Origin of the sequence: Corallococcus caeni (genome assembly GCF_036245865.1) — a bacterium.
GTDB classification, from domain to species: domain Bacteria; phylum Myxococcota; class Myxococcia; order Myxococcales; family Myxococcaceae; genus Corallococcus; species Corallococcus caeni.
The window spans coordinates 412,779-429,121 of sequence record NZ_BTTW01000007.1 but is presented as its reverse complement, the minus strand read 5'-3'; the positions used below and the strand labels follow the sequence as shown (position 1 = coordinate 429,121).

Annotated in this window: 1 protein-coding gene (only partly in view); it reads left to right on the top strand. The window is 72.7% G+C overall.

From position 1 onward, the window contains the following. Window positions 1-16,343 carry the 3' portion of a non-ribosomal peptide synthase/polyketide synthase gene (locus AABA78_RS28760; RefSeq protein WP_338267841.1) on the top strand. It extends 16,051 nt beyond the left edge of the window, so only the last 16,343 of its 32,394 coding nucleotides appear in the window; the start codon falls outside the window, past its left edge; its stop codon occupies window positions 16,341-16,343.

Genomic DNA, 16,343 nt, shown 5'->3' with positions numbered 1-16,343 from the left:
CTCTCGCCACAACGGAGATCGCTCCGACCTCACGGGCGCATCCGGTTGATGCGTCGATGGGCCAGGTCCCATCCTCCGCGCTGCCCGTGGGCACGGGCGCATTGACGGGCACCCATGCACCGCTGTCTCCGGCCACGCGGGCGCTGCCCTCGGCCGAGCGCCCTGCTCTTTCGCCGGTCCCGGGTGGCCGTGAGGATGCGCCCCGCGGTGACGTGGAGGTGCGGATCGCCATGCTGTGGCGTGAGCGCCTGGGCGTGGACTTCGTCGGACGCGACGACAACTTCCTGGAGCTGGGCGGCAACTCCCTCATGGCCGCGCAGCTCCTCAACCAGCTTCGCGACACCTTCCACGTCCAGGTGCCGCTGGCCGCGCTCTTCGAAGCGCCCACCGTCGCGGGGCTTGCCTCCCGCATCGAGCCGCTGCTCCAGCACGCCCCCGCCCCGGAGCCCACGCGCGAGTTGCCCCTCGTGCCCCGCTCCCGGACGGAGCCACTGCCCCTGTCCTTCGTCCAGGAGCGCGTCTGGCGCCTGGAGCAGTACCTGCCCGGCCTGTCCGCCTACACGATCCCCTTCGTCCTGCGCCTGGAAGGCCCCGCCGACGCCGCCATCCTGGAGCGCGCCATCCAGGAGGTCGTCCAGCGCCACGAGGCCCTGCGCACCACCTACGACGCCGTGGACGGCCGGCCCGTGCAGCGCTTCCATCCCTTCGTGCGCATCCCGCTTCCCGTCGTGGAGGTGGAGGGCTCGCCAGCGGAACGCGAGGAGGCTGCCCTCCGCATCGCCCGCGAGGACGCCGCACGCCCCTTCGACCTGGTGCACGGCCCAGTGCTGCGCACCACGCTCGTGCGCCTGCGCGCGGACCTGCACCTGCTGGTCTGCGCCATCCACCACATCGTCTGCGACACGCTCTCCTCGGCCCTCTTCCTCCAGGAGGTGGGGCAGCTCTACGCCGCCTTCCTCCAGGGCAGGCCGTCCCCGCTGGCGCCCCTGCCCGTGCAGTACGCGGACTTCGGCGCGTGGCAGCGGCAGTCGCTCGCGGAGGCCCGCTTCCCTGAACAGGAACAGTGGTGGCGTCAGCGGCTGGCCGGCATGCCCCGGCAGCTCGGCGTCCCCACGGACCGGCCCCGGCCCGCGAACTGCCCGCTCACCTCCGAGCGCATGGTGCTGGACTTCCCACCGGCGCTCACCGAGGCGCTCGTCGCCTTTGGACGCAGCGAGGGCTTCACGTCGTACATGACGGTGCTCGCCGCGTGGAACGCGCTGCTGCACCGCTACACCGGACAGACGGACCTCATCGTCGGCACGCCCATCGGCAACCGCACGCGGCCGGAGCTGCTGCCGCTCATCGGCTACGTGGCGCACTCCGCCGCGTTCCGCACGCACGTCGGAGACGACCCGAGCTTCCGCGAGCTCCTGCACCGCGTGCGGCGCGAGGTCACCGACGTGCAGTCGCGACCGGACGTGCCCTTCGAGATGCTCGTCGAACAGCTCGTCCCCGGCCGGGACGTCGGCCGCGAGCGCATGACGGACACGGTCTTCGTCTACCACTCGAATCTGGAGATGGGCGGCGACGCGCTGGCGGCCGTCGGGGCGCGAGGCACCTTCATCGAGGTACCGGGCACGCCCGTGCAATGGGGCGCCACGCTGTCGGACCTGACGCTCATCCTCACCGAGGAGCCCGGCCGCGTGCACGGCGCGCTGGAGTACGCGACGGAGCTGTTCGACGCCTCCACCGCGCGGCGGATGCTGGAGCATCTCCAGGTGTTGCTCGGCGCGGCGCTGGCCCGGCCCGAGGAGCCCCTCTCCCGCCTGCCGCTGGCCACCGACGCCGACCGCCGGGCCTGGCCCGTCCCTCCGCCCGTCACGCAGGCGCCGGTCCTTTCCGCCCGGCTGCGCGAACACGCACTGCGCCAGCCGGAAGCAATCGCCGTGGAGCAGGCAGGACGGACCTGGACGTGGCGGGAGCTGGCTTCGCGCGCGCGACGGCTCGCCCTGCGGCTGCGGGAAACAGGGCTCCAGCCGGGGGAACCCGTGGCGCTCTGCCTGCGTGCGTCGCCGGAGAAGCTGGCCGCGCTGTGGGGTGTCCTGGAGGCCGGTGGCGCTCCGGTGGCGCTCGGCCCCACGGACCTGGACTCACTGGCCGTCTACGCCGTGGAAGGCGGCGTCGTGCCCCGGCTCGTGACCTGGCGGGGGCTCTTCACCTCCACGCGCCTGGAGTCCTCGCGCGTCCTGCACGTGGAAGAAGTGCTGGGGGACGCGCCGTCCGTGGCAGGAGACGCGGCGCTTCCGCTTCCCTCCGCGGAGTCCCTGGCGTGGCTGTTGCCCATGGGCGCGGGCCAGCCCGCGTGGGCGTTGAGTCACACGTCGCTCACGGGCTTCTTCGCGGGCCTGGATGCGCGGCTTCATCCCGCGCCGGGCACCACCTGGCTCGCCGCGTCCGAACCGGCGCCCGAGAAGCCCGAGCTGGAAGCCCTCTGGGCCCTGTCGCGCGGCCTGCGCGTGCTCTTCCCCTCCGAGGCCAGCGCGTCGCGTAGGAGTGCATCGGCCGAGGAGTCCTCGCGTCCGCTCCAGCTCAGCCTGTCGTACTTCGCCAACGACGAGGACTCGCTCTCCGGGCCCAAGTACACGCTGCTGATGGAGGGCGCGAAGTTCGCGGACGCGCACGGCTTCTCCGCCATCTGGACGCCCGAGCGGCACTTCCACTCCTTCGGCGGCATCTACCCGCAGCCCGCGGTGGTCTCCGCGGCGCTCGCGGCCATCACGCGCAACCTGCGCCTGCGCTCCGGCAGCGTCGTGCTGCCGCTGCATGATCCGCTGCTCGTCGCGGAGCAGTGGGCCGTCGTGGACAACCTGTCGCAGGGCCGCGTCGACGTGTCCGTGGCCACGGGCTGGCACGTCCAGGACTTCGTCTTCGCGCCGGGGAACTACGCCGACCGGCGCAACATCCTGCTGCGAAACCTGGAGACGCTGCGTGGCCTCTGGCGGGGCGAACGGCTGCGGCGGCCGGGCGGCAACGGCGTCACCGTGGAGGTGGGTCTGCGCCCGAAGCCGGTGCAGAAGGAGCTGCCCGTGTGGCTCACCGCCACCGCGAACCCGGAGACGTTCCGGCTCGCGGGCGAGCTGGGCGCGGGCGTCCTCACGGGCCTCTTCGCCCACTCGCTGGAGGAGCTGAAGCCGAAGGTGGCCCTCTACCGCGAGGCGTGGCGCCGCAACGGGCACCCGGGCCGGGGCCACATCACGTGCATGCTGCACACGTACCTCGGGGACGACGAGGCGGAGGTCTTGAGGCAGGTGCGCAAGCCGCTGCTCGCGTACTTCCGGAGCTCGGCGGACATCACGACGTCGCTGCTCGCCGCGCAGGGGTACCAGGGGGAGATCGCCAAGGTGTCCCGCGAGGACATCGACGCGCTCCTGGAGCACACCTTCGAGCACCACGCGAAGGGCACGGGCCTCATCGGCACGGTGGAGAGCGGCATCCAGCGGCTGCGGGAGGTGCGGGCCTCGGACGTGGACGAGGTGACGTGCCTCATCGACTTCGGGCTGGAGACGCCGGTGGTCCTGGAAGGGCTCCGGCGGCTGGCCACGGCGCGGGAGGCCCTGGCCGCTGATGCGGCGACACCTTCGCGGCGCGTGCGCGGCGAGCAGGAGACGGACGCCGAGGAACTGCTGTCCCTCGCACGGCAGGCGGGGGCGGTGCTGGTGAACACCACGGCACGGCTGGCCCGCGCGGTGACGGACCTCGCGGGGGCGAGTGAGGCCCTGGCCCCGGTGGGGGCATGGGTCCTGGAGAACGCGTCGGAGGAGCTGGCGTCGGCGCTCCAGCGCACGGCGGGCTGCGACGTGCTGCTCGCGGGTGAAGCCCGTGACGGAGGCCTGTTGCCGCGTGCACCGGAGGAGAAGCTGCCTTCGGGGCTGGACGTCTGGGTGCTGGACGCGGCCGGGAAGCCCGTGCCCGCGGGCGTCGTGGGAGAGCTGGCCCTGTCGGGCGCGGGTCTGCCGGCCGCGCTCTGGAGGGCTGCGGGTGAGATGGCGGAGCGACTGGTGCCGCATCCGCTGAGTGGGGCCATGAGCCTCTACCGCACCGGCCGTCCCGTGCGCCTGCGCGCGGAGGGCCGCGTCGAGGCCGTGAACCTCCCTGGGTTCAAGCTGCCGGCAAAGCGCAGGGGGTCCACGGATGCTGCGAGCGCTGCGGCCGTGACGGCCCAGATCGCGGCTCAAGGCGCGGTGCCGCTCACGGGTACCCAGGCCACGACCGTGCAGGCCCATTCGACAGTGTCCACCGTCGTGTCCTCCGGTGCCCTCCAACCGATTCCGCGTGCGCCGCGAGACCGGCCCCTGCCGCTGTCGTTCGCGCAGCAGCGGCTCTGGTACCTCCAGGAGCTGGAGCCGGAGAGCACCGCCTACAACAACGCGATCATCTTCCGACTCACGGGCACGCTGGACACCCCCGCGCTCCAGGCGGCGCTCCACTCCCTCGTGGAACGCCATGAGGTCCTGCGCACCACCTACGCGCTGGCCGACGACGGAGCGGTGCAGGTCATCCATGCGACGGGCACCCTTCCCCTGCAGACGGAGGACGTCCCCGGCGACACGGCCGAAGCGCGCGAAGCCGCCATGCTTCTGCGCTGCCAGGCGTACACCGCCACGCCCTTCCACCTGGACACCGGCCCTGTCGCCCGCGCGCTCCTGCTGCGGCTGGCTCCCGACACGCACGTCCTCCACCTGCTCCTGCACCACGTCGTCTCGGACGCCTGGTGCGCCCTGGTCCTCAGCCAGGAGCTGCCGGTCCTCTATGCCTGCGCCAGCGCGGGCGTTGCGTCCGTCCTGCCGCCGCTGCCGGTGCAGTACGCCGACTACGCCGTGTGGCAGCGCGCGTGGCTGTCCGGCCCGGTGCTGGCGGAGCAGGCCCGCTGGTGGAAGGACCTGCTCCAGGGCACGCCGCCGCTGGAGCTGCCCACCGACCGCCCCCGTCCCGCCACGCAGTCCTACGCGGGCGCCGCCCACGCATTCCACCTGCCACGGGAGCTGTCCGAGCCCCTGCTCGCCCTGGGCCGCCGTGAAGGCGCCACGTCCTTCATGGTCCTGATGGCGCTGTTCCAGGTGCTGCTCGCCCGCACCTCCGGACAGGACGACTTCGCGGTGGGCACGCCCATCGCCGGACGGTCGCGTCCGGAGGTGGAGGGCCTGCTGGGCTGCTTCGTCAACACGCTCGCCTTCCGCGCGAAGCTGCACGGAGCGCCGGGCTTCCGCGAGCTCGTGTCGCGCGTGAAGCAGCAAGCCCTGGGCGGCTACGGACGCCAGGACATGCCCTTCGAGCAGTTGGTGGACGTGCTCCAGGTGCCTCGCGACCTGAGCCGCACGCCGGTGTTCCAGACCGTCCTCAACGTCATCAACGTGCCCGAGGCCCAGACGACGGCAGGCGCCGGGCTCCAGATTGGCGGCGTGACCGTGCCGGTGACGACGTCCAAGTTCGACCTGTCCCTGGAGGTCTGGGAACAGCGCGACGGTCTGCGCTGCCGCCTGGAGTACGCCACCGCCCTCTTCGACGCCGCGACCGTGGCCCGCATGGCGGAGCACCTGACCGAGCTGGCCAGGGCCGTCGTCGCCGCGCCGGACGTCCCCGTCTCCACCCTGCCGTGGCTCACGCCGGCCGCACGCGAACAGGTGCTGCGCGGCTGGAACGACACGCGCGTGGACTTCCCCCGTGGCGCCACGCTCCACCACCTCTTCGAAGCGCAGGCCGAACGGACGCCAGAGGCCCTCGCGCTCCAGTTCGAGGACCAGCGCCTCACCTACGCGCAACTCGAAGCCCGGGCCAACCAGCTCGCGCACCACCTGCGGGCTCGCGGCGTGGGTCCGGAGACGCTGGTGGGGGTGTGCCTTGAGCGCTCCGTGGAGATGGTCGTCGCGCTGCTGGGCATCCTGAAGTCCGGCGCGGCCTACGTCCCGCTGGATCCGGCCACGCCCCCGGAACGGCTCGCCGGGATGCTGGAGGACACCGCCGCGTCCGTGCTGCTCATCCAGGAGCGCCTCCGTGCCGCGCTGCCTTCGCATGCCGAGCAACCCCTCACGCAGGATGCGCGGGGAGGAGCCCGCGCCTCGCGGCCCCGCGGCACCTCGCACGTCATCGCGCTGGACACGCAGGGGGAGCTCCTCGCGCGGGAGTCCACGGCCCGGCCCGTGCCGCTGACCGGCGATGACGCCCTCGCCTACGTCATCTTCACGTCCGGGAGCACCGGCCGTCCCAAGGGCGCGATGAACGCGCACGCGGGCGTCGTCAACCGGCTGCGCTGGATGCAGGCGCGCTACGGCCTCACGCCTTCGGACACGGTGTTGCAGAAGACGCCGTTCAGCTTCGACGTGTCCGTGTGGGAGTTCTTCTGGCCCCTGATGACGGGCGCGCGGCTGGTGCTCGCGCGGCCCGGCGGACACCAGGAGCCGGACTACCTGGTGGCGCTGATGGCCCGCGAGGGCGTGACGACCGCGCACTTCGTGCCGTCCATGCTGCGCGTCTTCGTGGAGGAGCCAGGCCTGGAGTCCCTGACGCGGCTGCGTCAGGTGATGTGCAGCGGCGAAGCCCTGCCCGCGGACCTGGTGCTTCGCGCGCAGGCCCGCCTGCCGCACGCCACGCTGCACAACCTCTACGGCCCCACCGAGGCCGCCGTGGACGTGACGTCCTGGGAGTGCCCACGCGACGCCTCGCTCCGCGTCGTCCCCATTGGCCGGCCCGTGGCCAACACGCGCATGTACGTCCTGGATGCCCACGGACAGCCGGTGCCCGTGGGCATCCCGGGAGAGCTGTTCATCGGCGGCGTGCAGGTGGGCCGGGGCTACTGGCGCCGCCCCACCCTCACCGCCGAGCGCTTCATCCCCGATGCCTTCAGCGACACGCCCGGCGCGCGCCTGTACCGCACGGGCGACATCGCCCGGTGGCGCACCGACGGCACGCTGGAGTACCTGGGCCGCGCGGACTTCCAGGTGAAGCTGCGCGGCTTCCGCATCGAGCTGGGAGACATCGAAGCCGCGCTCCAGTCCTGGCCCGGCGTGCGCGACTCCGTGGCCGTCGTGCGGCAGGACGACATGGGAGGACCGCGCCTCGTCGCCTATGTCACCGTCGACGGCGGGACGCTAGACACGGCGGGGCTGCGCGCGTTCCTGCACTCGCGGCTGCCCGAGTACATGGTGCCCTCCGCCCTCGTCCGCCTGGAGGCACTGCCGCTCACCTCCAGCGGCAAGGTGGACCGCAAGGCCCTGCCTGCGGCGAACGCGCCCGCCGTTGTTCGCGGCGAGCCCATCGCCCCGCGCGACGACACCGAGCGCACCCTGGCGGAGATCTTCGCGCAGGTGCTCGGCCTCGCGCGGGTCGGCGTGCGGGACAGCTTCTTCGAGCTGGGGGGGCACTCGCTGCTGGCGACCCAGGTGGCCGCGCGCGTGCGTGCGCGCCTGGGCCGGGAGGTGCCGCTGCGCACGCTGTTCGAAGCCCCCACGGTGGAGGCGCTCGCCCGGCGCATCGCTCCGCCCGGGTCGGTGGCCCCCGCTCCGGCTCAGCCCGATCCCACCGCATCGACCGGCCTCACGCCGCTGACGCGTGGGGTACGGCCCGCCGTGCTGCCGCTGTCGTTCGCGCAGCAGCGGCTGTGGTTCATCCATCAACTGGGCGCCGCGGACACGGCCTACAGCATGCCGTTCTCGCTGCGGCTGGAGGGCACGCTCGACGTCGGTGCGCTCCAGCGGAGCTTCGACCGGCTGCTGCGCCGTCACGAAGCGCTGCGCACCACGTTCCGCGAGTACGAAGGCGCGCCGGAGCAGGTCATCCACGCACCGGGCCCGCTGCCGCTGCGCCAGGTGGACCTCACCGTCATCCCGGACCTGGAGCAGCGCCGCGTCGAGGCCTCAAGGCTCGCCACGGAAGAAGCCCGCACGCCGTTCGACCTGGAGCAGGGGCCCCTCCTGCGGGCCCTGCTGCTGAAGCTGTCGTCCACGGAGCACGTGCTGGTGCTGAACCTGCACCACATCATCTCCGACGGCTGGTCCACCGGCGTCCTGGTGCGCGAGATGGGCACGCTCTACGCCGCCCTCTCCCGGAACCTCCCGTCCCCGCTACCCGAGCTGCCGGTGCAGTACGCCGACCACGCGCTGTGGCAGCGCGGCTGGTTGCAGGGCGCGGTGCTGGAGGCGCAGCTCGGCTACTGGCGGCGGCAGCTGGAAGGCGCGCCGGCGCACCTGGAGCTGCCCACGGATCATCCGCGTCCGGCCCGGCAGACCTTCCGGGGCGCGCTGATGCCGTTCACCCTCCCGTCCGCGCTGAGCGAAGCCCTGGAGTCCCTGGCGAAGCGCGAGGGCGCCACGCCGTACATGGTGCTGCTGGCCGCGTTCCAGGTGCTGCTGGGCCGCTACGCCGGCCAGGACGACGTGCTGGTGGGCTCCCCCATCGCGGGCCGCCGCCACGCCGAATCCGAGGCCCTCATCGGCTACTTCGCCAACACCGTGGTCCTGCGCACCCGGCTGCGTGAGGACGACTCCTTCCGCTCGCTGCTGGAGCGCGTGCGGGACACCACCCTGGGCGCGTACGAGCACCAGGACTTCCCGTTCGAGAAGCTCGTCGAGGAGCTGCACCCCGCGCGCGACCCGTCTCGCACGCCGTTCTTCCAGGTCATCTTCACATTGCAGAACGCGCCGCTGCCGGTGCTCGCCCTGCCCGGCCTGACGCTCGAGCCGATGAATGCAGACCCGGGCGCCATCCGCTTCGACCTGGAGCTGCTGCTGCACCGTGCGCCGGAGGGCTTCACGGGAGGCCTCAACTTCAACACCGCCCTGTTCACGCCCGGCACGGTGGCCGGGATGGCTCGGCACCTGGAGGTGCTGCTCGACGCCGCGGTGGATGCGCCAGCGACTCCGCTGACGCGCCTGCCGCTGATCACGCCAGAGGAACGGCGGCAGGTGCTGGTCACCTGGAACGACACCGCGTCGGAGTACCCGCGCGACGCCTCCGTGCCCGCGCTGTTCGCGGAGCAGGCCGCGCGCACGCCGGACGCCATCGCCGTGAGGATGCCCGCGAGCGCCGGGGCTTTCCCGCCGGAGGACGCGCCGCCGGTCGTGGCGCGCGAGCTCACGTACGCCGAACTGGATCGGCGGTCGAACCAGCTCGCGCACCACCTGCGGCGGCTGGGCGTGCGGCCCGGAGACCGCGTGGGGCTGTGCGTGGAGCGTTCGCCGGAGCTCGTCACCGGCATGCTCGGCATCCTCAAGACGGGCGCGGCCTACGTGCCCGTGGAAACGAAGGCCCCCGCGGATCGCACGACCTGGGTGCTCCAGGAGGCGGGCGTCAGCGTGCTCGTCACGCAGGAGGTACTGGCGGATGAGCTGCCGGCGGTGGCCGGGCTCCTGGTCCTCCTGGACGCGGAGGCGGAGCGGATCGCGAAGCAGCCGGACACGGCGCTGGACGTGCGCGTGCCCGCGGAGGCGCTGTCCTACGTGATGTTCACGTCGGGCAGCACGGGCCGTCCCAAGGGCGTCAGCGTCCCGCACCGGGGCATCGTGCGCCTGGTGCGGGGCAACGGCCTCATCCACTTCGGCCCGGAGCAGGTGTTCCTCCATGCGGCCCCGGTCGCGTTCGACGCGTCCACGCTGGAGCTCTGGGGCGCATTGCTGCACGGCGCGAAGCTGGTGCTGGCGCCACCGCGTGCACTCTCGTTGTCGGAGCTGGGCACGCTCTTGTCCGTGGAGGGCGTCACCACGCTGTGGCTCACCGCCGCCCTCTTCGAGCAGATGGTCCTGCACGAAGGCCCATCGCTCGCGGGCGTGCGGCAGGTGCTCGCGGGCGGCGACGTGCTGCCCGTGCCTCGCGTGCGGGAACACCTGGCGCGGATGGCGCCGGAGGCCGTGCTCGTCAACGGGTACGGCCCCACGGAGAACACCACCTTCTCCACCACGCACACGCTGCGCGCGGGAGACACGGTGGAGCGCTCGGTGCCCATCGGCCGGCCGCTGGCGAACTCCACCGCGTGGGTGCTGGACGCGCACCTCCAGCCCCTGCCGCCGGGGCTCCCTGGAGAGCTGTTCGTGGGTGGCGACGGCCTGGCCTGGGGCTACCTCCAGCGGCCGGACCTCACCGCCGAGCGGTTCATCCCCCATCCCCACTCCGCCACGCCGGGCGCCCGGCTGTACCGCACGGGCGACCGGGCCCGCTGGCGCGAGGACGGCACGTTGGAGTTCCTGGGCCGCACCGACTTCCAGCTCAAGCTGCGAGGCTTCCGCATCGAGCCCGGCGAGGTGGAGGCCGTGCTGCGCCAGGCCCCGGACGTGCGCGAGGCCGTCGTGCTCGCGCGCGAGGACGTGCCCGGTGAGAAACGGCTCGTGGCCTACGTCGTCTTCGACGAAGACGGCGCCAGCACCGACCGCGTGAAGGCGCACGCGCAGCGGCAGCTCCCCGACTACATGGTGCCGTCCGCCTGGGTGGCGCTGCCGTCCCTGCCGCTGTCGCCGAACGGAAAGGTCGACCGCAAGGCCCTGCCCGCACCCGAAGCGCCCCGGTCCTCGGAGTCCACGCGCGAGGCTCCCCGGAACGCGCTGGAGGCCCGGCTCGCGGCCATCTGGGCGGAGGTGCTGCACCTGGACGCCGTGGGCATCCACGACGACTTCTTCGACCTGGGCGGCCATTCGCTGCTGGCGACGCAGGTGGTGTCGCGCATCCGCGCGGTGCTGGGCGTGGAGCTGCCCCTGGGTGAGTTGTTCAACGCGCCCACCGTGGCCGCGCTCGCGCGGCACCTGGACACCGCCACGAACCCCCATGGCCACGTGCCGCCGCTCACCCGGGCGCCCAGGCCTCCGCTGGTGCCACTGTCCTTCGCGCAGCAGCGGCTGTGGTTCATCGATCAGCTCGAACCGGGCAGCGCCCTCTACAACATGCCCGTCGCCCTGCGGCTCCTCGGCGCGCTGGACGAGTCCGCGCTCAAGGGGAGCCTGGACGCGCTGATGGCGCGGCACGAAGCCCTGCGCACCACCTTCCGCACGGAGGCGGGCCAGCCCGTGCAGCACCTCCACGCCCATTCCACCGTGCCGCTGGAGCGCGTGGACCTGACGGCGCTGGAGGACGCCGGAGCCCGGCTGCGCGAAGCGGAGCGCCGGGCCTCGGTGGAGTCACAGCGGCCGTTCGACCTGGAGCGGGGGCCGGTGATCCGCGCCCTGCTGCTGAAGCTCGCGGTGGAGGAGCACGTGCTGGTGCTCCACCTGCACCACATCGTCTCCGACGGCTGGTCGTTGGGCGTGATGGTGCGCGAGCTCACCGCCCTCTACGCGGCCCTGCGCGAGGGCCGGCCGCCCGCGCTCCCGGAGCTGCCCGTGCAGTACGCGGACTTCGCGCTATGGCAGCGCGGCTGGCTCCAGGGCGAGGCGCTGGAGGCGCAGCTCGCGTGGTGGACCCAGCAGCTCGCCGGAGCCCCCCAAGCCCTGGAGCTGCCCACCGACAAGCCCCGCCCCGCCATCTCCACCCAGCGCGGCGACACCGTGCCGGTGCACCTGCCCCTGCCCCTGTCGGAGCGCGTGGAGGCCCTGGCCCGACACGAGGGCGCCACGCCCTTCATGGTGCTGCTCGCGGCCTTCCAGACGGTGCTGCACCGCTACTCCGGCCAGGACGACGTGCTCGTGGGCACGCCCATCGCGAACCGCCGCCACGCGGAGACCGAGGGGCTCATCGGCTTCTTCGTCAACACGCTGGTGCTGCGCGGAAGCTTCAGCGCCCGGACGACGTTCCGGGAGCTGCTGGCCCAGGTGCGCGCCACCACGCTGGGCGCGTACGAGCACCAGGACCTCCCCTTCGAGCGGCTGGTGGAGTCCCTGCAATCGACGCGCGACCTGGGGCGCACGCCGCTGTTCCAGGTGATGTTCGCGCTCCAGAACGCGCCGGTGCCGGAGCTGTCGCTGCCCGGGCTCACCGTGCGGCCCGCGGCCCTCGGGGAGCGCACCACGTCCCAGTTCGACCTGAGCCTGGACCTGGACCGCCGCGAGGACGGCTTCCGAGGCAAGCTCGAGTACGCCACGGACCTCTTCGAGCGTCCCACCATGGCCCGGCTCCTCACGCACCTGCGCGTGCTGCTGGAGGCGGTGCTCATGCAACCGGACGCACCGCTGTCCGGCGTGTCCCTCGTCTCGGCGGAGGAACGTCAGCGGCTCCTGGGCGAGCTGGCCGGAGGCGTGTCGCCCTTCGACAGCGACGGCACGCTGCACAGCCGCTTCGAGGAGCAGGTGGCGCGGACCCCGGACGCCGACGCCGTGGTGTTCGGGGAGACGACGCTGTCCTTCCAGCAGCTCAACGCCCGGGCCAATCAGCTCGCCTGGCACCTGCGCTCGTTGGGCGTGGGGCCGGAGGTCCCGGTGGGCCTGTGCCTGGAGCGCTCGGCGCAGAGCGTCATCGCGCTGCTCGCGGTGAACAAGGCCGGAGGCGCGTTCGTGCCCCTGGACCCGTCCGCGCCCGCCGCGCGCAAGTCCTTCGTCCTCAAGGATTCTGGCGCGACCGTGCTGCTGACGACGCGGGCGCTGCAAGAAGCGTGGCGGCCAGAGGTGGCCCACCTGGTACGGCTGGACGAAGAACTGGTCCGACTGTCGGAGCAGTCCACGGACAACCCGCCGCCGGCGGCGGGCGCGGACAACCTCGCCTACGTCATCTACACCTCCGGCTCCACGGGCACGCCCAAGGGCGTGATGGTGCGCCACCGCTCGCTGCTCCACCTGCACCACGCGCTCCTGCGGACCGCCTATGCGGGACAGCCCCCGGGGCTCCGCGTCAGCATCAACGCGCCGTTGTTCTTCGACGCCTCCATCGAACAGGTGCTCCAGCTGCTGGGCGGCCACTGCGTGTGCCCCGTCCCGGACGACCTCCGGCTGGAGCCGGAGCGGATGCTCGAGTGGCTGGAGCGGACGCGGGTGGACGCGCTGGACTGCACGCCCGCGCAACTGAAGCTGCTCCTGGACGCGGGGATGCTGGAGCGCCCCCGCCTGCCGTCGCTGATGCTGGTGGGCGGCGAGGCGCTGGACGAGGTGATGTGGCGGAGGCTCGCCGCGACCTCACGCACGCGGGCCTTCAACGCCTACGGCCCCACCGAGTGCACCGTGGACGCCACCGTGTGGGACGTACAGGGGACGTCCCACGCGCTGCCCGTCATCGGTCGGCCGCTGGACAACCTGCGCGCGTACATCCTCGACGAGCGTCAGGAGCTGGTGCCCTTCGGTCTGCCCGGAGAGCTGTGCTTCGCCGGTGAAGGCGTCGCGCGCGGCTACCTGGGCCGTCCGCACCTGACGGCGGAGCGCTTCATGCCGGATCCTTTCGGCACGGAGCCGGGCGCACGGCTGTACCGCACGGGCGACAAGGCCCGCTGGCGGGAGGACGGCACGCTCGACTTCATGGGCCGCCTGGACTTCCAGGTGAAGCTGCGCGGCCACCGCATCGAGCTGGGTGAAATCGAAACCACGCTGCGAGCGCATCCAGAGGTCCGGGACGCGGTGGCGCTGGTCCGCGAGGACGTTCCGGGCGACGCGCGCCTCGTGGCCTACGTCACGCCGGAGGTGGACACCGCTCCGCTGCGCGAGCACCTGCACCGGCACCTGCCCGAGTACATGGTGCCCGCCGCGCTCCTCGCCCTGCCCGTCCTGCCGCTGACGCCCAACGGCAAGGTGGACCGCAAGGCGCTGCCCGTGCCGGACGCCTCACGGCTCCCCGCACGGGTCTCCGAACCTCCGGCCACGCCCACCGAGGAGCGCCTCGCGGCCCTCTGGGAGGAGCTGCTGCGCGTGCCCGGCGTGGGCCGCCATGACAACTTCTTCGAGCTGGGCGGACACTCGCTCCTGGCCACGCAAGTGGTGGCCCGCGTGCGCGCCCGCTTCGGCGTGGAGCTGGCCGTCCGAGCCCTCTTCGAAACCCCCACGATCGCGGGCCTCGCGCGGAGGCTGCCGGACGCGGCGCCCACCCCCACGCTGCCGCCGTTGACGCGGACGCAGGGGGAAGGACTCGCGCCCCTGTCCTTCGCGCAGCAGCGGCTGTGGTTCATCGACCAGCTGGAGCCGGGCAGTCCGCTCTACAACATGCCCTTCGCGTTGCGGCTGTCCGGAGCGCTGGACGTGTCCGCCCTCCAGCGGGCCTTCGACGCGCTGGTGAAGCGGCATGAAACCCTGCGCACGACGTTCGAGTCCCACGACGGAGCGCCACGCCAGCGCATCCACGCGGCCCCCACGGGCACGCTGCGCACGGAGGACCTGGAAGCCCTGCCCGAGCAGGAGCGCGAGGCCGAGGTCTGGCGCCGGGCGGACGCGGAGGCGCTGCGTCCCTTCGACCTGGGCAGCGGCCCCCTGGCGCGCTTCACGCTGCTGCGCCTGGACGCGACGGAGCACGTGCTCCTCCTGTGCACGCACCACACCGTCTCCGACGGCTGGTCCTTCGGGGTGCTCGTGCGCGAGCTGGTGGCGCTCTACGAAGCGTTCCGGAAGGGCCAGCCGTCGCCGCTGCCGGAGCTGCCCGTGCAGTACGCGGACTTCTCCCGGTGGCAGGCCGCGTGGATGGAGGGCCGGGTGCTGGAGGGCCAGCTCGACTGGTGGAAGCGGCAACTCGAAGGGGCGCCGAACGCACTGGCGCTGCCCACCGACCGGCCCCGTCCACCTCGACGCTCCGCACTGGGCGCGCGGCTGCCAGTCCAGCTGTCACCGGCCCTGAGTGACGCGGTGGAGGCGCTCGCGAAGCGCGAGGGCGCCACGCCCTTCATGGTGCTCCTGGCCGCGTTCCAGCTGCTGCTGTCGCGGTACGCCGGACAGGACGACGTGCTCGTGGGCACGCCCATCGCGAACCGCCGCCACGCGGAGACCGAAGGGCTCATCGGCTTCTTCGTCAACACGCTGGTCCTCCGGGCCCGCTTCGTCGCGGACACGTCGTTCCGGAAGGTCCTCGCGCAGGTGCGCGCCACCACGCTGGGCGCGTACGAACACCAGGACCTGCCCTTCGAGCGGCTGGTGGAAGCACTCCAGCCCGAGCGCGACCTGGGCCGCACCCCGCTCTTCCAGGCCCTCTTCGCGCTGCACAACACGCCGGAGCCGGAGGCCGTGCTCCCCGGCCTGACGCTCAAGGCGGTGGAGGTCGCCTCGACGACGGCGAAGTTCGACCTGGACCTGGCGCTGACGCGGCTGCCCGGCGGATTCCAGGGCGCGCTCACGTACAGCACGGACCTCTTCGAAGCCGCCACAGTCCAGCGGCTGATGGAGCGCTGGAGCACGCTGCTGGAGACACTCCTCACGGCGCCCGACGCGCTCCTGGACCGGACGTCCCTGCTGACACACGAGGAGCTGCGCCGGATGCACGTCCCGGAGGCACCGGCCTCCCGTCCCTCCGAGGCCCTTGACGTCGCGCCGCGAGACGACCTGGAGCGGGAGCTGGTGACGCTCTGGGAGGAATTGCTGGACGTCCGGCCCATCGGCGTGACGCGGCCGTTCTTCGAGATGGGGGGCCACTCCCTGCTCGCCGTGAAGCTGATGGCGCGCATCCGGGAGCGGTTCCACCGCGAGCTGCCCCTGGCCGCCCTCTTCCAGGCGCCCACGGTGGAGACGCTGGCCCGGCTGCTCCAGCAGGCGCCCACGGTCTTCTCCCCGCTCGTGCCCATCCAGCGCGAGGGCACGCAGCGGCCCTTCTTCTGCGTCCACCCGGTGGGCGGCAACGTGCTCGCGTACGCGGCGCTGGCGAAGCAGCTGGGCCCGGATCAGCCCTTCTACGGACTCCAATCGCAGGGGCTGGATGGAAGCCGTCCGCCGCTCGGCACGGTGGAGGCGATGGCGGCGCTCTACGTGGCCGCCTTGCGCACCGTGCAGCCTCACGGTCCGTATCGCCTGGGAGGCTGGTCCATGGGAGGCGTGGTGGCCTTCGAGATGGCCCGCCAGCTCCAGTCCCGCGGAGAGAGCGTGGAGCTCGTGGCGCTCATCGACCCGAGCCCGGCGGCGGATGACCGGGTGCCGCTCGACGTGGATGACGCGCGTCAGGTGGCCGCGCTGTTCGAGCTCGAGCAGGGACAGCTCGAGTCGCCGGAGGCATCCACCGACTCGGGACGCACGCTCCTGAACGTCTTCACCCACAACCTGCGGGCGCTGAAGCACCACCGTCCCGGGACGTTCACCGGGCGCGTCCTCCTGCTCCAGGCGGGCGACAATCCGGTGCCTCGGGACGACGGCTGGAGCGCGCACGTTGACGGTGAGCTGACGCGAGAAGTCTTCCCCGGCACCCACTACACGCTGCTGCGCGCGCCCCACGTCCAGCGGCTCGCGGAGCGGTTGGCGGAGGCGCTCCGGCGCGCGGCACGGGACACCTCGCGGTAG